Consider the following 19580-nt stretch of genomic DNA (forward strand, 5'->3'; position numbering starts at 1 on the left):
TATAATGATTAAAAATTTTATATAAGTAATCAACCTGTGTAAAATGAAAAAAGTATAGCATAAGTGATAATAAAACTAAGAAAGGTGGTTAATATGAAGAATACTCCGAAGAGGAAACAAAGAAACAAACCCGGAGTCGTGCTTTTCACAGCGGTTGCTGTCATGCTCATGCTGTCAATACTTTTGACTGCAACTGTTTCTTTTGTTTCGGTAAATAGGACAAAAACAAATGATAACTATAAGAGCAAACAGGCTTATCTGACAGCTTCATCTACTCTTGAAAGCTTTATTAATCAGATACAGACTGATACTGCTCCAACTAATGATCCTACTGCAAAGGCTCAGCAGAAAAAGGCCATAGATAACCTTAAAAAGCTAGCAAGTGCTAATAGCGGAAAGGGTACAACTACTAATGTCAGCTATAATGGATCGAATGGTAAAAGCGATAATATCGGTACCACAAAGATAACTGTAGCACAGGAGGGTACAAGTGTTGCAAATATCGTTGTTACCTGTGAAACTACTTATCTGGGAAAAACTGAAAAGGTAGCAGCTCATATTTCCACGCAGTCAGTTACAAAGCCTGCCGAGTATACAAATACTATCGAGCTTGTTGGTAACGGCGGCGCAGGTTACGATAACCTTAACGTTATCGGTGATATGGCTGGTATCAATAATACCACTGGTAAGGTCTATAGATTTACAAACAATACCAGTATCTATGGCTCTTATCTTATGTATGGTTCTTTGGAGGTTTCAACTCAGCCTCTTATCATGCTCAAGCCTAGTCTTGTAGATGAAAAGCAGGGTTCAACTGTTACAATTTCTGAAAACCTTGATGTTTCAAATGAATTCCACATTAACTCCACAATGGCAAGAGCAGACGGATATAACTATGTTAATATCGGTCAGAAGCTTTCCACTTCAAACCATATGGACGTTGGTTCTTCAGGTTTTGATGTCGATTTGTTCTGTTGTGAAGCTAACATTGGCGGAAATGACTATACACAGTATGGTAACTTCTACGTTTATAAGGGCGCAGGTGCTTATAATGGCGATGCAACATTTGGTGCAGCTGGTCAGACGATCAATGGCTCTCTCTATGTCGAGGGTGATCTTAATGTCACAAAGTCACTTAAGGTAACAGGCTCTGTTTATGTTACCGGCACTATCACGGGTAAAGATAAGATTGTCTGCCAGGCTTCAAATATTCATGAAGGAGCTGTTCTTAGCAAAGCAGGTCGTGACGCAAAGCCACAGATACCTGTATCTGCTGATGCCTATGTATATTATCCGGAAGATTTCTTCATGAGCAATGATACTAATGTGACAACGATCTCTGAACAATATCAGGCTTTCTATAATGGCAAAAACACTAAAACTTTCAATACCTTTGCAAGCGATCCAAGCTATTGGAATAATGTTGACTACACGCTTACTGAGCTAATAGACCTTACAGGAACAGGAGCTAAGACTTCAGTTACAAGCCGCTACAAATTGAGAATAACATCAAGCTGTACATGGGCATCTGATCTTTCGTTCAATGATTTTGGCAATGGTTCAAGGATCCTTGTTGATGTTTCTGATACTTCAGGAGATATTGTTATAAGACTTCAAAATGGTCTTAGTCTTGATTCAAGCTGGTCTCCAACTATAGTTGTCAGAAATCGTTCAACTATAATTGATGCGACTACAGGTGACAGAAAATACAACTGCTATTTTGTTTCAGACTCAGGCAGTGCTATTACACTTAATGGTATCGACTCAGTAACAGGCAAGTCCAAGCATTCGGGTTCAAGCACATGTAACTATAGCTTTAGTGGCTTGAAAATATTTGATTATGACACTTATGTTCGTATGTATAACTCTGATACACTAAAAAATACTAAGGGTAATCCTGGTGCTCCACAGAGCAGCTTCATCCTTAATCCAACATCAGTGGACGTTGCAGGCTCTTACAGACCATCAAACAGCAGTATCATTTTCTTATTTGCTGAGAACACAACGCTTAGCGCCACAAACAACAGTTTCTTCCAGGGTTCATTCTACTCACCAGAAGCAATGGTTAATATAGCAACAAGTGGTCTTAGTGGACTTAATGTTACAGACTCAGCAGGCGGAAAAATGACCGTTCAGTGCTGTGCAGTCGGTGTTGTTATCGCAAACAGCTTTGGTAACGCCAATACAGCGTTCTATGTATACACTAAGCCTTCAACCACTTCTGTAATGCAGAATGCGAAGGGCGGTAAGGACGATTCAGCATTCGGATATACTCTTGACAGATATGATCACTATTAATTGAAAGGAGTATACTCATGAAAAAGAACAGCAAAAATAAAAAGGGTATGACTCTTGTAGAGGTCATCATAGCAATGGCACTTTTGTCAGGTATGTCAGCTATGCTTGTTACAGTTGCTGTAGCGGCAAAAAAACAGAATCTTGAAAACTACTACCGCAACAATGAAATGTATACTCAGGCAGTAAATGCCGAGCAGTATAATGATAACAAGACCGTCAATATGAACGAGTTGAAGGTAAACAAGTTCTCTTCAAGCGGCAAAACTACAAATGAGTTTGCCCTTGAGGCAGACTTTGGAAGCGGCATAAAGTTCAATACTACAGCCTATGGCTTTAAAGCAAAGCTTAATAATATTGATGAAGACGCAGGCTATCAGCTCAAATTTCTTCAGGGTAAGGACATAAACATTACGCCTAATCCTGAAAAGAGCGTTTACTGGGTAAAGTTTTATAACAATTCAGGGGCAGATATGAATTTCTATGCTCTTACTCCTGAGCTTACAGGCGGAAAGTTCTTTGATGTAAATAATAACTCATCAGGAAATTCACTTCTTATCCCTATCGGTGACGGTGGAAATCAGCAGTTTGGCGTTGTTCTTTCAGGCGTAACAGGAAGCGATTATTTCGGCTTCTCACAGTCATCTGATCTTTACAGCAGCGCTCCAACAGCCGATGCAGCTGCATTTAAGATCACAGATGCGACCTTTGACCATTATCTTGAAAAAGATGCGTCAGGTAAAGCTACAGGTTATGTAGTTATCCATTATATGGGTGGTTCTGATTACAAAAACCAGGCCGACTATGACGCTGCACAATCAACACCATAAGGAGGGAGGATCTTGAAAATGAATAAAAACCGCAAGGGTTTTACCCTTGTTGAGCTTATCGTTGTGGTAACGATTTTCGGCGTGATCCTCGGAGCTATCCTTAATATGATCAAACCTGCAAATAACGTTTATCATGACGCTGATGCAACAATGGAAAGCAATATCATAGGTTCAGGTCTTATAGACTATCTTGATGATGAGCTTAGATATTCGACCAATGTTCTTGTGCTTAAAGATTATATTGGTGTGCCTGATGTTTCAAACTCTGGTACTATCGGTGCAAGCGGTGTGACCTATTCAAACTGTATCGTTATTGACAATAATAATCTTCGTGGCTATAGTCTGAAAAACTATTCAGGCAACGACACGGATACAGCCGCAAAGAGAATGGGTGCAAAAGGCTGTATCCTCAATGTAGGTAAGGTAAATACAGAGGGCTTAAACTTTAATAATTCTGCTGTTGCAAGAGGCGTTGATTTTTACGACAATTATAAGTTTGATATCGGTGCAAGTATCAGCAAAATTGAGGAAATGTATACTCTCGACGTTTCTCTTACAGCTTATCAGCCAACATATGAGAACGGAAGCTATACTTTTACGAAAACAAAGTATAAAAAGGATGCAGCAGTAAATCTCACAAATATTAACATAGATGAAGGCGATTCATACAATGTTAATGACTATAAAGATTTCTCTGTAGCTCCTGATTATGTCACATATCCTCGGGCAACCACTGCTCCTGCAGGTTGCACAGCTCAGCAGGAAAAGTATTACAGCCTTGACGCTTCAAACACATATACTTATATTTTCTATGATAAGACAACAGTTTCAAGTTCAAAAACATACAGTGTAAAGTTTATCTACTCTGCAAGCGACCCTGAACCAACGCTTCGTGGTAAACAGATAGATACTAAGTCTGTCAAGGCGGGTACAGTTTATAAAGCTCCACCTTCTATGTCATCAAGAACAGGTTATGGCACGCCTTATTGGGTAGACAGCAAGAATAACGTTGCTGATTTTACAACAGGCGTAACAATAAATAAGGATATGGTATTCTCCTGTGTTTATCCGCCTGTTGCACCGAAAGCCCAATTTAATGTAACGTTTGAGAATATCAACGGTTCTACATTTACAACAACAAAAGTCTATGATGGCGACTTTGCAAATGACCCGGGAATTCCAACTGACATGGATACTATAAAACAGGATTTTGTTAAGTGGGTATACAAATCAGATAACTCAAAGGGTCTTACTGATGTTTCTATTACAGATAGCTCAGTTGTTTTCGTTCCAGTTGTACAGAACAAGCATAAGGTTGAGTTTAAATTAAATGGTTCTTTAATAAATGCCTCAACTATTTATGTTTCTGATGGACAGTATGCAACTTATCCAGGTGCTATCCCTGTTCCGTCAGATACAACAAAAATATTTGATAAGTGGGTTGTAGAGGGTAAGAGTGATGATATCAGTTCTACCCCTATAACATCTGACACTGTTTTTGTAGCACAATTCAAGGATAAACCAACATTGCCTAGTGGTTCATCGAGAATAAAGGTTCATATTCTCACCAAGCCTTCAAATGGTAATCATATTGTATGCAGTGGTAATCCTGTTGATTTCGAGGTGACAGGTCAGGTTATTCGTACTTCAACATATTGGGGCAGTTATATGAATGATCAGTTAAAGGTTGGTACGGATTTGGAAATACTTTTCTACAGTGATACTATTAATCTTCAGATAGGTTGGACCAGTGCTACTGTAAATTTAACCAATAATGGTGGAGAATATGAATACTGGTTTAAAGATGATAAGCTTTATACTAGTGATCCATCATAAATTTTAGTTTTCAGCGGCTGTATATTATTGTACAGCCTTGCTGAAAAAATCCCCTTAACAGAAAACTTCTATTAAGAGGATTTTTTGAGCAAAAAAATTCCGCAGTATCAAACTGCGGAATTTGTGCAATTATCTTATTATCAGCATTGCTTCGTTCATCATCTCGTTAAGACCAGTAAAGTCCATGTACCATGAACCGATCTGCTCTGAGTACAAAGCTGCAACAGCAATTCCTATGGAGAGATATGGACCAAATGCAAATACTGAATCACCGCTGCGGTGCTTCTGGATAAGTCCACCGATCGAGCCTGTTATCAGTCCGATAAGAAGCGCTACCAAAGCACCCTGCATTCCGAGAAACAACCCTGCTGCTGCCATGAGATATACATCTCCCATGCCCATTGCTTTCTCATGTGTGATAAGACAAATAATAAGCAAAGGCACGCTCACAATGAAAAATCCGATCAAGTGTGACTTAAGCGTAAGTCCCGTCTGATCTTTGCAGAAGATGTATTCCGCAACACCAAGCAAACCTATGAATATCACAACATATGTGTTGATAAGCTGAGTGTCCCAGTCCATGAAGAATACAACGATAAGAGCAGAGAATAACAGACAGACAAGTGCTGCACGAAGCGGATTGAAAATTCCATTAAAATGGTAGAATACCCATAAGTAGAGCAGTGCGTTCAGCGTTTCAACTATAGTGTATCTTGCCGATATCTTTGCACCGCAGCTTCGACACTTTCCACGAAGTATGCACCAGCTTACTATCGGTATCAGGTCACGCCGTTTGATCGGCTCACCGCAGGTCATACAGTGAGAATTTCGCTTGATAAGACTTTCATTTTTCGGCAATCGGTATATGCAGACGTTAAGAAAACTGCCTATGCACGCTCCGAAGATGAACACAAATACATAAATGATTATGTATGATAAGGTTAAATTATCCACAGTGATCCTCCTTTGGATTCATTAGTTAATATATTAATTTTATCATACTTTCATGAAGATTACAATAGATAATATGATTTTTTTGCGGTTTTTGCACCGCAGCAGACGTTTCCGCAGCGTCGGATCCCTAAATCAATGCGGAGGATTGGAGTAATATATATGAGAAACGGCCCTATCGGTCAGTATCTGGTACAGAAAGGTCTTATAACTGAAGAACAGCTTCAGGAAGTTCTTGCCAAACAGAAGGAGCAAAAGGGAAGACTTTTTGGTGATGTCATTATTGACATGAAGCTCGTTACCGATGTTCAGTTCTGTCAGGTCCTTGCCGAGCGACTTAATGTGTCTTATATCGACCTTGATAATACTGAGCTTATGCCTGATATCGTCAAGAAGATACCGGAGGCAACTGCAAGAAAGTATAACGTCATCGCAGTTAGCAAAATAGGCAAGCGTATGACCGTTGCAACTAATGACCCTATCAACTTCTATATCTTTGAGGATCTTCGTGTTATCACAGGCTGCAGCATAACACCTGTCCTTGCCACAAAGTCATCTATCAACCGTGCAATCGGTAAGATGTACTCAGAAGGTCAGGTTAACTCCGTTGTTGACGAAGCTACAAAGCAAAAAGAGGAAGAGCTTAACCTTGAAGAACTCAAGGATATCTCCGAGGAGAGAATCGAGAACGCTCCTATCGTTAAACTTGCTACCGCTATCGTCGAGAACGCCCAGCGTCAGGACGCAACGGATATACATATCGAGCCATTCAAGGATAAAACCGTTATCCGTATCCGTGTAAACGGCGACCTTATTGAGCTTATGACCCTTTCCGCCGCACTTCATACTTCGCTTGTTACCCGTTTCAAGATCTTGAGCGGCATGAATATCGCCGAAAAGCGTATCCCACAGGACGGTCGTATGTCACAGGTCGTTGACGGCACAACTCTCGACCTCCGTGTATCTAACCTTCCAATGGTGTACGGTGAGAAAGTCGTTCTCCGTATCCTCGCAACAGGCGATATGTCCCTTAGAAAAATTACCGACCTCGGTATGACAGATTATAACTATAAGAGATTTGAGGCGTGCCTGAAAGTGCCGCAGGGTGTTGTACTTGTAACAGGCCCTACAGGTTCAGGTAAATCTACCACACTTTACGCCGCACTTGGCGAAATATCTAAACCAAGCAACAACGTTATCACTGTCGAAGACCCAGTCGAGAAGAAGATAGAGGGCGTAAATCAGTGCCAGATAAACGAAAAGGCAGGCATGACATTCGGTGCAGCCCTTCGTTCTATCCTCCGTCAGGACCCTGACATCATAATGGTCGGAGAAATGCGTGATACCGAAACTGCTGAGATTGCTATCCGTGCCGCTATTACAGGACACCTTGTTCTGTCAACACTTCATACCAATGACGCCGCTTCTACTGTAACAAGACTTGTGGATATGGGCGTTGAGGCATACATGGTCGCAACCTCACTTATCGGTATCGTTGCTCAGCGTCTTACAAAGGTGCTTTGCCCTGAGTGCAAAAAGCCTAGAATGTCAACTGAGGAAGAAAATGAGCTTATGGGTCTTGACCATTCAGTACAGGTGTACGACCCATGTGGCTGTCCAAAGTGCAATAACACAGGATATAAGGGAAGAACCGCTATCCATGAGATACTTCTCGCAACACCGTCTATGCAGGCTCTTATCACAAGGGGAGCAAAAGCTGACGAAATTCAGGAGCTTGCAAAGAAAGAGGGCTGTCACCTGCTTCGTGACAACGTTTCAGAGCTTGTTCAGCAAGGCAAGACCTCAATGGACGAACTTATCCGTGTAACATATGCTGTATAAAAAAGAAATATATGGAGGTAAATTCTAATGGCAATCGACATTAACAAAATTCTTGATGAAGCAAGAGCCCTTGGCTGTTCCGACCTGCACTTCACCGTAGGTATTCCGCCGATAGTTAGACAGGGCGGTAACCTGAGAAAGCTTTCCTCATATCCTGATATGACCGAGATCGAAATTCTCAAAATATGCGAGGATATGTGTACAGATAAGCAGCGTCAGTCTATCAAAGACCATATTGATACCGACTTTACATATGTATCTTCAAGAGGTTTCCGTCACCGTGTAAACGTGTATCGTCAGAGAGGAAACACGGCCATCGCTCTCCGTCTTTTGAGAAACGATATCCCGACCCTTACCGACCTTGACCTGCCACCTATCCTTGCAGAGTTCTCAATGAGACCTCGTGGACTTGTGCTTGTAACAGGCCCTACCGGTTCAGGTAAGTCAACAACTCTTGCCGCAATGATCGACCATGTAAATATCCATAAATCAGCTCATATCATCACTATTGAGGACCCTATCGAGTATATGCACGCTCATAAGAGATGTATGGTAAACCAGAGAGAGATCGGACCTGACGTACCGAGCTTCTCACTTGCTCTCCGTGCTGCTCTCCGTGAGGACCCGGACATTATCCTCGTAGGAGAAATGCGTGACTTCGAGACTATCGAAGCTGCTGTTACCGCCGCTGAAACAGGACATCTTGTTATGAGTACACTTCATACAACGTCCGCACCGTCAACTATCGACCGTATCATCGACGTTTTCCCTGCTCACCAGCAGCATCAGATCAGAACTCAGCTTGCTTCCGTTCTTGTAGGTATCTGTACTCAGACACTTTGCCGTACATTCGACGGCACAAGCCGTGTAGCTTGCTGTGAGATACTCAACGCAACAGACTCTATCAAAGCTATGATCCGTGACGATAAGGTGCATCTTATCGGTTCAGCTATGCAGACAGGTAAAGCAACAGGAATGCAGACCATGGATCAGGAGCTTGCAAAGCTCGTTCGTTCGAGAACGATCTCCATGGACGTTGCGCTTGAAAAGTGCGTAAACCCACAGGATCTCAAGAGATTTATCGCAGGCGGAGCTTAAACTACAATATTAATAATAAAGAGCGTTTTTACTTTCTCGGTAAAAACGCTCTTTTTGTATGTTTTTTCAGCCCTTGACCTCACTGTCCTTGTGCCATACGTTGTTGTAAAGAAAAACAAGCACAGCCATTGCAATGATAATGAAATATCCAAGAAAGCTCCAGCCATCAGGAATATCTCCAAAAAGGAAATATCCCAAAATCGTGGTAAAAATCAACTGCGAGTAATCATAAACCGATATCTCCCTTGCAGGAGCGTGAGTGTAAGCCGCAGTTATAGCGAACTGTCCGCCTGCCGCACCTGCGCCAGCTCCCAATAAACAAAGTATTTGGAAAATCGTCATAGGGTGGAAATCTAATATTAGAAATGGCAGGGTGAACAAGCAGGAAAATCCCGAGAAGTATGCAACTATCACCGCACCATTTACTCCATGCTGTCCTAAGTATCTTACGCAAGCGTAAGCAAGTCCCGCTCCCATTCCTCCTAGAAAACCGATAAGGGCAGGGAAGAAGTCCACATTCTGAAAACTCGGCTTGATGATAAACAAGCTTCCTATAAATGCACAAATTACAGTGAAGCCCTGAAAGAAAGTCAGCCGCTCTTTAAGGAAAATAAAAGAGAAAATGATAACGAAAAATGGTGACATTTTGTTTAGCATGGAAGCGTCAGACAGCACAAGATGATCTATGGCATAGAAGTTTCCAAGCATTCCTAGCGTGCCAGCAAGCGCCCTCACAAAAATGACCGCATTGTTCTTTTTGCCCTCAATGTGAAAGCGTATGTGATTTTTCTTTAGCACTCCGATAGCGAAAAACAACGCCACAAAGTTTCTGAAAAAGGTCTTTTGCACCGTCGGTAAGTTTCCTGAAAGCCGCACAAATGCGAACATGAATGCAAACGAAAAAGCCGACAGAATAATGTAAATAATAGCCTTGTATTTACTTTTCATCTCTGTCACCTCCGTTCATGTAAATGTGTTCACGCCTCAGCTCTTTTATAAGCTCGCCAACGTTCCAGCTTTGATTGTGTGCCGTGACAATGGCTTTTAACTTCACCGTAGCTTCTTTTTCCCTAAGCTTTTTCAGTATAGGGTCAAGGCTCCTGCCGTCAATGCCCGAAAAAATAAGGCATTCGTCCATGATGTCTTCGCCCTCTTTTTCAGACCTGACAAAGCCCTTGAAACCGCAAAGATATCCAACCTGCTGTCCCATTATCTCATTGTCAAAGAAAACAGCATCCGCATTTTCGCTTTTAGCAATATCTTCAATGATATCACGCTTTTGTGAACTGATATTTATGCCGATTATCTTTTTCGGTATAGCACTTCGTATTCTTGACTTCATAAAATTACTCCTCAAATCGTACTATCTATATTATACCCCGATCTCATATTTTCTTCAAGAGCAAATATACAGAATTTTCACCCTCATTTGCCCCAATTTTATGTGTGAACGCAAAAAAACGCCCCGATCTCTCGGAGCGATGATTTTATTTAGCAATCAAAGTTCAATAATTACCTTGCCGCTGAAGTTAGGAGCAATTTCAACAGTCTTGTCTGTGTTAGCCACAGCGATCTTGAAGCTTGCCTTTGTGTCAGTGTATTCGCACTCGATCTTGTTGCCGTGTCTTGTAGCAGTCAGCTCGAATACCTTGTTTGCCTCAGTGTCATAGATAGGGCAAACTGCACTCTTGCCGTCTTCAAGCTCGTAGATAGTGAATGTTGTACCCTCAAGATAATCATACTCTATCTGTCTTTCAAAGTTGCCGTATGCAATAATGCTGTTTGGCTTAGCAAGAGCAGGTATCTCAAAGTATGAGCATTTGTGCTTATACCACTTGCCGCCCTCAAGAACCTTGCCGGTGATAATATCTGTCCACTTGCCCTCTGGAACATAGTATTCAGCGATACCCTCGTCATTAAGAATAGGAGCAACAAGAATGTTGTCGCCGAACATATACTGTCTGTCAAGCGTCAGGCAAGTTGGGTCGTCCGCAAAGTCGATGACCATTGCTCTCATTACAGGTACGCCGACCTCGTGTGTCTTGATAGCCTGAGCCCACAGATAAGGCATGAGCTTGCCCTTGAGCTTTGTGAAGAAGCGCAGAACGTCGCAGGACTCCTCGTCGAAGAGCCATGGCACTCTGTATGACTGGTTACCATGCAGTCTTGAATGTGATGAGAACATACCGAACGCAGCCCATCTCTTGTAAATGTCAGGTGTAGCAGTAGCTTCAAAGCCTGCCATGTCATGTGAAGTGTAGCCGAAGCCTGAGATACAAAGTGACAGACAGCCTCTTACAACCTCGGCCATTGAGTTGTAGTTGCCTGAGCAATCTCCGCCCCAGTGAACAGGGAACTTCTGACCGCCTGCTGTAGCAGAACGTGCGAACAGACAAGCCTTGTTCTCTCCAAAATATTCTTTCAGTACGTTGAATACGCACTCATTATAAAGATATGTGTAGAAGTTGTGCATCTTGATAGGGTCAGAGCCGTCATAGTAAACAACATCTCTTGTAGGTATTCTCTCACCAAAGTCTGTCTTGAATGTGTCAACACCCATTTCGCAGAGCTTTCTAAGATATCCTGCATACCACTTGCAAGCCTCAGGATTAGTGAAGTCAACAATAGCCATACCAGGCTGCCACTCATCGCACTGGAATACAGAGCCGTCAGTTTTCTTGATGAAGTAGCCGTTCTTCATACCCTCGTCAAAGAGCTTTGAACGCTGACCAACATATGGGTTGATCCATACGCAAGTTTTCAGACCCTTGTTTTCGTGAAGTCTCTTGAGCATTGCAGGTGGGTCAGGGAATTGTGACTTGTCCCACTCAAAGTTACACCACTCAAAGCCCTTCATCCAGAAGCAGTCAAAGTGGAATACCTGAAGAGGAATATCTCTCTCAGCCATGCCATCGATAAATGATGTGATAGTCTCCTCATCATATGTTGTTGTAAATGAAGTTGTGAGCCACAAACCAAATGAGAATGCAGGCGGCAGTGAAGGCTTGCCTGTAAGGTCAGTGTAGCCCTTGAGTACGTCAGTGAGGTTAGCACCGCCGAATACATAGTATTCAAGGCTCTCACCTGGAACTGTCATGGATACCTTAGAAACAGTGTCAGAGCAAACCTCATATGAAACCTTGTCAGTGCTGTTTACAAATACACCATAGCCCTTTGAAGAAAGATAGAATGGGATAGACTTGTAAGACTGATCGGAACAAGTGCCTCCGTCAGCGTTCCATATCTCAACGTTCTGACCGTTCTTAGTGAATGTTGTGAATTTCTCGCCGAAACCGTAGAAATATTCGCCAACAGAAGTGTCGAACTGCTCTCTGATGTATGTTCTTGTAGGATCGGCAGGGTAGCTCCAGAATGTGTCGTCGAGCTGTGTCTGAAGTCTTGCCTGCTGCTTGTAAGCATTCTCAAAAATAACGCCTGTCGATCTCCAGCCACCACTTGTGAGTTTCTTATCCTTATAATAGTATGTGAAGCTCCAGTTTTCTTTAGAAACAACGAGCTTTGTGTCGCCTGTAACAAGTACGGCTTCCTTGTCTGTAACAGTTACCTGTGGCTTGAAACCCTTGTCCTCGAGAACAAAGTGCGGACCATTGTCAACATGACCCTTGTGGTGTGTGATGCTTACCTTTACGCAGTTCTCCTGAGTTGAAGTGTAAGCGATCTCAAGGTTGGCACTTCCGAGCATCATAGCTCTGTTGTATACAACGAAAGGTGTTGCCACAACGAGGAATCCGTTTTCGATCTCTTCGATCTCGAAAGCCTGATTTGCATAGTTTACTTCGTAGCCTCTCTGGTTGAGCCAGAAACCGTCAGCAAATTTCATGTAATAAACCCTCCTGTAAATTTAAAATAGTTTTCAGAATATAAAAAAATGAAAATTTTATCGGGAAGTCCGTTCCTCCCCCTTTATGTATATTTTATAGCATATTTGCCTAAATTGCAATAGTAAAAAAGTGATATGTGCAAGTATTTTAATGGATTGAGCATATTTTAATGTAAATATTTCATGAATTGATATTTACATTATATAAATTTATTAAGATATATGTAAACCTTTACACAATACCCCAAAAAAAGCGGACGACATAAAAGTCGTCCGCAGAAACATCATATTCTTTATCAATTTTGCAAACGGGACGTCGAGGGCGCCGTCCCCTACATATTGCCCCGACTACTCAATACTAAGAAATTCATCAGGTATGTAAGACAAGCATTGCTGCACGCTCTCACGAGTGAAGCCCTCTACATAATTCTTGGCAAACAGCTCATCAGTGTATTCCGCATAAGGATAAACAGTGCAGTTGTACCAATCGCCATAGTATGAATCACCCTCAAAGTGCGATATTATCGGTATCGCCTTAACGTTCTCGAATGTCACCTCATTGGTGTCAGGGTCTTTAACAACATTAAGCTTGCCAATAAGTCCTACAAGCGACTTTGTGTCATACATAGTGGAAATAAAGTTGCCCAAACCGTAGTAAACGAACGCCTGTCCGCCCTCAGGCTTGTCAAGATATCCGCAAGTGCTGATAGTGTGCGCCTGCGTGCCTATTATCAGGTCAGCACCCCACTCCACAAGCTTAGGCGTTATCTCCGTCTGCTGTTCGTTAAGCTCGTTCTGTATCTCTGTGCCGTAATGACATGAAACCACAACAACGTCTGCCATTTTGTCAGCCTCTTCTATCTGAGCCTTTATCTTGTCCTCTTCATCAAGATATATCACCTGAGCACCATCACCGCTGAGATAATTGCCGTTGGTGTGTTCCATATATCCCAGAAAAGCAAATTTTATGCCGTTGACTTCCATGGTTTTGATAGTGTCAGCGTCCTCCTGTGAACGATAAGCACCGTAATGCACAATGCCCTTTGTGTCCCAGTAATCAAGAGAGCTTATAAGCCCCTCTTCACCCTGGTCGAGAACATGATTGTTTGACATAGAAACCACATTGAAGCCCATGTCAACTATTTTGTCGCCCACAGCAGTTGGCGACGCGAACATAGGATAGCTTTGTGGTTCAACGCTGTCTGTAACAAGCGTTTCCTGATTGATTATAGCCACATCAGTGCCTTCTATGTACTTTGTAACGTGTTCATAAGCCTGCGTGAAATCATATTTTTCACCACCGCCAAGCTTTAGCGCCTCATTATAAATGTTGTCGTGTATAAGGTTGTCGCCCACGCAAACCAGCGAGCAGGTGTAGCTTGGCTGTTCCTTTTCTTCTTCCTTCACCTCGACCTCTTTTTTACTGGAGCTGTCCTCAGTTTTTTTGACTTCCGCTTTGCTCTCGGTTTCGGTCACTGTCAAAGCGTTTCCGTCAAGCTTGCTCGCGTCAAGCTTACCGCATGATACAGCACTCAGCGACAACATCGCCGAAAGAGCCACTACTGTGATCTTATTGTATAAAAGTCTGTACTTCATATAAATTCCTCTCATAACATTTTAAAAAAAATACAAATTTACTTATAGTTTAATTTTAACACATTTTTAAATAATAATCAAGTCGAATTTTCAAAATGTCGGATGCTTTATGTTGACCTGCATACTATAGTGCATTATAATGAAAATATAACAATTTGTACAAATGTTTGTTTATGTGTACAAAAATTTTCCCCACAAGTATTAAATTGTATGCTATAATAAAAGAACATAGATAAACTTGTATATCTAAAAGGAGGAATGACCATGGAATATTACGCACACACCCGTGAGGACGGTGAAAGGCAAACTGTAAAAGCCCACCTTATAGGCGTAAGCAAATTGGCTGAGGACTTTTCAGTAGATCTTTTGAAACCCCTTGCGAAAAAAGCGAGCCTGTATCACGATATAGGTAAGTATGCTCTTAACTTTCAGAAACGGCTTGATGATGACAAAGTAAAATTCAGCCACGCTTCCTGCGGAGCGATAGAGTATAAAACACTTGCAGATAAAAACGATTGTTTCGCACCCCTTATGGAGTATTGCATCGCAGGACACCACACAGGACTTATGGACGGCGGCACAGTCGCAGACAACTCTGACAGCCCGACCCTAAACGGTACACTAAAAAGAGCAGACGAATATACAGGCGATAGTGACTACAGTGCATATGCCTCTGAAATAGAATTTGCCACCCTAACTCAGGAAGAAATAACACCGCCATTAAATGAACTGCTTTCTACAAAAGACCCCACCGAACGTATCGAGCGTTACGCCTTTTTCACCAAGTACGTGTTCTCTTGCCTGACAGACGCAGATTTTCTCGATACCGAAATATTTTGCAATAAAAATGTTGAACGTGGCATGAGCGGTGATTTTGAAAAGGCACTTTCCATTCTTAATGAGCGCATGAAAAATATGCGTTCTGAAACCAAATTACAGCAGGCACGAAGCAGTATACAAAAGCAAGCTATAGACCATTGTACAAAAGACAGCCACATATCCGTCCTTGATATGCCAACAGGCAGTGGCAAGACCCTTTGCAGTCTTAAAATAGCCCTTGAAAAAGCCGTTGAAAGCGGCAAAAAGCATATCATATACGTTATCCCATACACAAGCATTATAGAACAAACAGCCAAAGATTTCGAGGAGATGTTTCGTGACGTTCTCCCTGTCCTACAGCATCATTCAAACTATTCCTATGACGGCAATACAGAGGAAGAAAAGAAAACCGCAGAGAAGCTCAAAAGGACCTGCGAAAATTGGGACGCACCACTTATAATCACCACAAGCGTGCAATTTTTCCAATCCATATACCATTATAAAGGTTCAGCACTGCGAAAGTTCCACAATCTCCGTGACAGCGTGATAGTTTTTGATGAAATACACCTTATTCCAACAGAACTTCTTCGCCCCTGCCTTAAAGCTGTGGGCTATATAACAAAGTATCTTAACAGCGAAGCCCTTTTTCTCTCCGCCACAATGCCAGATTATTCTAAGCTTTTTGATAAGTTCCTGCCTGATGTGAACTATAATAAGCTTGTTACCGACCGAACCAATTTTAAGTATTTCAAGAAATGCGAATATAAAGACATGGGCAAAACCACTCTTGAAACCATTGCAGAAAATGCCTCTCGGTGTAAAAATGCCCTGATCGTTGTGAATACCAAGAAAACAGCGGCAGAGCTTTATAGCCTTGTTCAAGGTGAAAAATATCACCTTTCCGCCAATATGACCCCAGCCCACAGAAGCCGTGTCATAGAAGTAGTAAGAAATAAGCTTGAAAATGGCGAGCATATCACAGTAGTTTCAACTTCACTTGTAGAAGCAGGCGTTGACCTTGACTTTAACACAGTTTTCCGCCAGCTTTCAGGATTAGACAGCATTTTGCAGGCAGGGGGCAGATGTAATCGTGAGGGTAAAGATGACAAGGGCTATGTGTACGTTTTTGACATTGACGAAACATATCGCAAGGGAAGCGACCTTGCCATGAGAATTAACAAGACTAAAGGTTTACTGGAAAAGTACCAAGACATAACTTCCTATGATTGTATTAAAGAATACTACGACGGCATTTTCGACTTCAACCAAAGTCGTATAGCTGAAAACTCTATTGCGAAATATAACGAACAAAGCAACTCATTCGACCGCCAAGGCTTAATGTCACCATACAGCATACCATTCCGAAGCTACGCAATGCAGTTTGAATACATCTCCGCCGACACTATCTCTATCGTTATCGACGATCCTGACGACCAGACTTGCCATGAACTTGTTGAAACCTTGCGTAATGGTGATATGTCAGTAAGAAGAGCATTGCAGAAATATTCAGTGTCTGTCTATATGAATGTTTTCAAGGATCTCTATTCTCAGGGTGTTCTCAAAGATCACGGTACAGGCATATTCATTCTTGAAAATCAAAGTTATTATAATAATGAAACAGGTTTGGACACCCAAGCCGCAATGCAGGATTATTTCATCTAAAACAAATGGCAGGCTGCCACCAAGACAGTCTGCCACTTGCTGCATTCCATATCGTATCGAATACGAATATTTTTCAACTCACATATGCGTAAAGCATAGACAAGTATATTATACAAACATTATTTTAAAAAGTCAACTTTTTTATACCACAAACCATTGAACGTGGAATTGTGAAATATGCCTAAAATCCGACACTTTTTTTATACATGAAAACTATTGACATTTTATTCATAATGGTGTATCATATATATAGAACGAAAAGCAATGTATCAAATACTAATATAAGTTTAAAAGGAGTGATGTAAAAATGAGCTATGGTTTTAAGATCATCGTGACAGGTGACTACGCTTGCTTCTCAAGACCTGAAATGAAAGTTGAACGGGTGAGTTATGACGTACCCACCCCAAGCGCATTGGAGGGACTTATCAAATCAGTATATTGGAAGCCTGCCGTGCGCTACCAAATAAACAAAATAGTGGTGTTCAACCCTATCGAGTTTACCAATATCCGACGAAACGAGGTCAAAGATAAGCTGCTGTTATCATCAGTGAAACAGCAAATGAAAGGCGGAGGCTCAGCGGAGATGTACACCTCGGAGATACGAAGTCAGCGTGCGGCAATGGTGTTGAAAAATGTGAAATACGGTATCGAGTTCACGTTTGAGCGCACCTATCTTAAATCAGACCACCCAGACGAATCTGATGAGAAGCATTATAACATAATGCTCAGACGTCTCGGAAACGGCCAGCATTTCAGACAGCCATGCCTTGGCTGCCGTGAATTTGCAATAAAGAGTATTGAACTTGTTGACGACTTTGACCTTACGCAGATAGCACCGCAAAATATGGGTGATAAAGACCTTGGCTTTATGCTTTACGGCATGAAGTTTGAGGACGGAGGCAAGCCTGTCAATAATGATTGGAATGACCCTAAGTTTTCTGACAAGGCCGATGCAGTTTTCTACCGTCCGCATATGATAGACGGTGTTATCGATGTTGCAAAATACAGGGAGGAGATTAAATGCTGATTAAAGCCTTGTGCGATTACAGTGCTTTGCAGGAGAATAAAACTCCTGCAGGCTATTGTAAGCAAGCCATACACTTTGAAATTCTTCTTACCCCCGAGGGCAAGATAGCCGCAATAAACGATTTGAGAGTACCCCGAATTATTCCTCTGAAAAATAAAAAGACAAAAACAGTCTATGATTCAGTAATGGAACAGCTTCCTGTAAGAACGCAGAAACCGGGCATTGACAAAAACACGATCGAACACAGACCACTCTACATATTCGGTCTGAACTATGATAAAGGAACTTTGACCCCTGCAGACGCTACCAACAAAGCGGCAAAATCACACAAATGCTTTTGCGAATGGAATGAGAAGTTCTTTGAGAATATCGACTCACCTATTTGTAAAGCCTATCTTAACTTTATCCGTACATGGGAACCTGAGCAGGAGACCCAAAACCCACACCTTCTTGCCCTAGGCAAGGAGTATTCAAACTCCTACTATGAGTTCGGACTTGACGGATCACCTGAAACTAAGCTTCACAATGACAGCAAATTCAAAGCCGCCTATGAGGATTATCTCGCCCAGCTTAACGCCGACAGCGACAGTGACGATACCGAACTATCCACCTGTTCTATTCTTGGTGAGAAGCTCCCGCAAGCCCGTATCCATGATAAAATAAAGGGTATAGGTTCTGGAACAGGTAGTGTGCTTATATGTATGAAAGAAAAAGCCTTTGAGTCCTATGGCAAGAAGCAGTCCTACAACAGCAATGTTTCTGAGAAAGCCATGAAAATGTATACCTCTGCGCTTAATTCTCTGCTTGCTGACAGAAGCCATTACAAGACTTTTGACGATATGACAATAGTCTATTTCGCAATGAAGAAGAACGATGCAGAAGAATGCAATATGTTTGCCGGTATGTTCAGCGGATTTGAGGACGAATTAAATAAAACCGTTGTGACCGAAGCCGACCGAAACATAAACACTGTCATGACCCAGCTTAAACAGGGCAGGACAGCCGATATGCCATATGACCCTAACGTAGAATTTTACGTTGCAGGCTTTACCCCAAACAGCTCCAGAATATCCCAGAAGTTCATCTTCCACGATAAGTTCGGCAGGATATTTGACAATGTACTCAAACATCAGCAGGATATCTCATTTACTGAGGGTCAGCGCCAAGTAAGCATTGAACGTATCAAGCGTGAGCTTATCTCACCAAAATCGTCCAAAGAAAAAGTTCCGTCACCTCTCACCGCCGCACTTTTTGAAGCAATACTCAAAGGCACAAGATACCCTGACGAACTGCTTTCCACAGTAATAACAAGGGTCAAGACCGACAGCGACGAGGAGAACAACCATTTTATAAAACTCAATGATACAAGGGCAGGCTTGATAAAAGGCTGCATAAACCGTAAACAAAATAAGGAGGAGATCAAAATGTCATTAGACCTTGAAAACAAAAATCAGGCTTATCTCTGCGGAAGACTTTTCGCAGTGCTTGAAAAGATCCAGCAGGACGCTTCAGGCGGAGGACTTAACAGAACAATTAAGGACTCATACTTTGCTTCTGCGTGCTCAAAGCCGTCAACAGTTTTTCCAAAGCTGTATAAGCTTTCACAAAACCATATCAAGAAGCTTTCAAGCCCAATATTCTATAACAAACTCTGCGGAGAGATACTTGACGGACTTGACGGTAAATTCCCGTCTACACTCTCCCTTGACGATCAGGGCAGATTTATTGTAGGATATGCACAGCAGAATAAAGCACTTTACACCAAAAAATCAGAAGAATAAAG

Annotated in this window: 13 protein-coding genes; 8 read left to right on the forward strand and 5 right to left on the reverse strand. The window is 42.0% G+C overall.

The features are described from left to right. Nucleotides 1–93 precede the first annotated feature (93 nt). The 3 genes from OCV57_RS01995 to OCV57_RS02005 are packed head-to-tail and all read left to right on the forward strand — an operon-like array spanning nt 94 to nt 4961. Nucleotides 94–2298: a hypothetical protein gene (locus tag OCV57_RS01995; protein ID WP_267300320.1), complete on the forward strand. Its 2205-nt coding sequence runs from the start codon at nt 94–96 to the stop codon at nt 2296–2298. Nucleotides 2299–2315: 17 nt separating this feature from the next. Beyond that, nucleotides 2316–3125, forward strand: coding sequence for a type II secretion system protein (locus OCV57_RS02000; RefSeq protein ID WP_041337284.1), 810 nt, complete (start codon nt 2316–2318; stop codon nt 3123–3125). Between the two features lie 18 nt (nt 3126–3143). Further along, on the forward strand, nt 3144–4961 hold the full coding sequence (locus OCV57_RS02005; protein ID WP_267300321.1) for a prepilin-type N-terminal cleavage/methylation domain-containing protein: 1818 nt from the start codon (nt 3144–3146) through the stop codon (nt 4959–4961). Nucleotides 4962–5090: 129 nt separating this feature from the next. On the opposite strand, the gene OCV57_RS02010 is transcribed toward OCV57_RS02005, so the two are convergent. Further along, nucleotides 5091–5915 (reverse strand): prepilin peptidase, encoded by an 825-nt coding sequence (locus tag OCV57_RS02010; RefSeq protein ID WP_022286802.1) that lies wholly within the window; start codon nt 5913–5915, stop codon nt 5091–5093. A gap of 159 nt (nt 5916–6074) precedes the next feature. Between OCV57_RS02010 and OCV57_RS02015 the strand changes: the two genes are divergently transcribed. Then, nucleotides 6075–7754, forward strand: a complete 1680-nt coding sequence (locus tag OCV57_RS02015; RefSeq protein WP_041337287.1) for a GspE/PulE family protein — start codon at nt 6075–6077, stop codon at nt 7752–7754. Nucleotides 7755–7781: 27 nt separating this feature from the next. Beyond that, a complete protein-coding gene (locus OCV57_RS02020; protein ID WP_022286804.1) occupies nt 7782–8852 on the forward strand; it encodes a type IV pilus twitching motility protein PilT in 1071 nt (356 codons plus the stop codon). Between the two features lie 66 nt (nt 8853–8918). Here OCV57_RS02020 and OCV57_RS02025 read toward each other — a convergent pair whose 3' ends face one another. From OCV57_RS02025 to OCV57_RS02040, 4 genes are all read right to left on the reverse strand, one after another. After that, complete coding sequence (locus tag OCV57_RS02025; protein WP_267300322.1) at nt 8919–9800, reverse strand: DMT family transporter; 882 nt, start codon at nt 9798–9800, stop codon at nt 8919–8921. Next, nucleotides 9790–10194 carry a DUF3783 domain-containing protein gene (locus OCV57_RS02030; RefSeq protein ID WP_117857757.1) on the reverse strand — a complete coding sequence of 135 codons (405 nt, stop codon included), beginning with the start codon at nt 10192–10194 and terminating at the stop codon, nt 9790–9792. Before OCV57_RS02030 ends, OCV57_RS02025 begins: the two co-directional genes overlap by 11 nt. 156 nt (nt 10195–10350) lie before the next feature. Beyond that, nucleotides 10351–12693 (reverse strand): alpha-xylosidase, encoded by a 2343-nt coding sequence (yicI, locus tag OCV57_RS02035; protein WP_117857754.1) that lies wholly within the window; start codon nt 12691–12693, stop codon nt 10351–10353. 348 nt (nt 12694–13041) lie between these two features. Further along, nucleotides 13042–14289, reverse strand: coding sequence for a CapA family protein (locus OCV57_RS02040; protein WP_267300323.1), 1248 nt, complete (start codon nt 14287–14289; stop codon nt 13042–13044). Nucleotides 14290–14553: 264 nt separating this feature from the next. Here OCV57_RS02040 and cas3 point away from each other — a divergent pair, with 264 nt between their 5' ends. The 3 genes from cas3 (at nt 14554) to cas8c (ending at nt 19578) form a co-directional block, all read left to right on the forward strand. Continuing rightward, nucleotides 14554–16770 (forward strand): CRISPR-associated helicase Cas3', encoded by a 2217-nt coding sequence (cas3, locus tag OCV57_RS02045; RefSeq protein WP_267300324.1) that lies wholly within the window; start codon nt 14554–14556, stop codon nt 16768–16770. A 307-nt stretch (nt 16771–17077) separates the two neighbouring features. Further along, a complete protein-coding gene (gene cas5c, locus OCV57_RS02050; RefSeq protein WP_267300325.1) occupies nt 17078–17797 on the forward strand; it encodes a type I-C CRISPR-associated protein Cas5c in 720 nt (239 codons plus the stop codon). Then, the gene (gene cas8c, locus OCV57_RS02055; RefSeq protein ID WP_267300326.1) at nt 17791–19578 is read left to right on the forward strand and encodes a type I-C CRISPR-associated protein Cas8c/Csd1; all 1788 of its coding nucleotides are present in this window, start codon (nt 17791–17793) and stop codon (nt 19576–19578) included. Before cas5c ends, cas8c begins: the two co-directional genes overlap by 7 nt. The last annotated feature ends 2 nt before the right edge of the window (nt 19579–19580 follow it).

The organism is Hominimerdicola aceti (assembly GCF_025567495.1).
Lineage (GTDB): Bacteria > Bacillota > Clostridia > Oscillospirales > Ruminococcaceae > Hominimerdicola > Hominimerdicola aceti.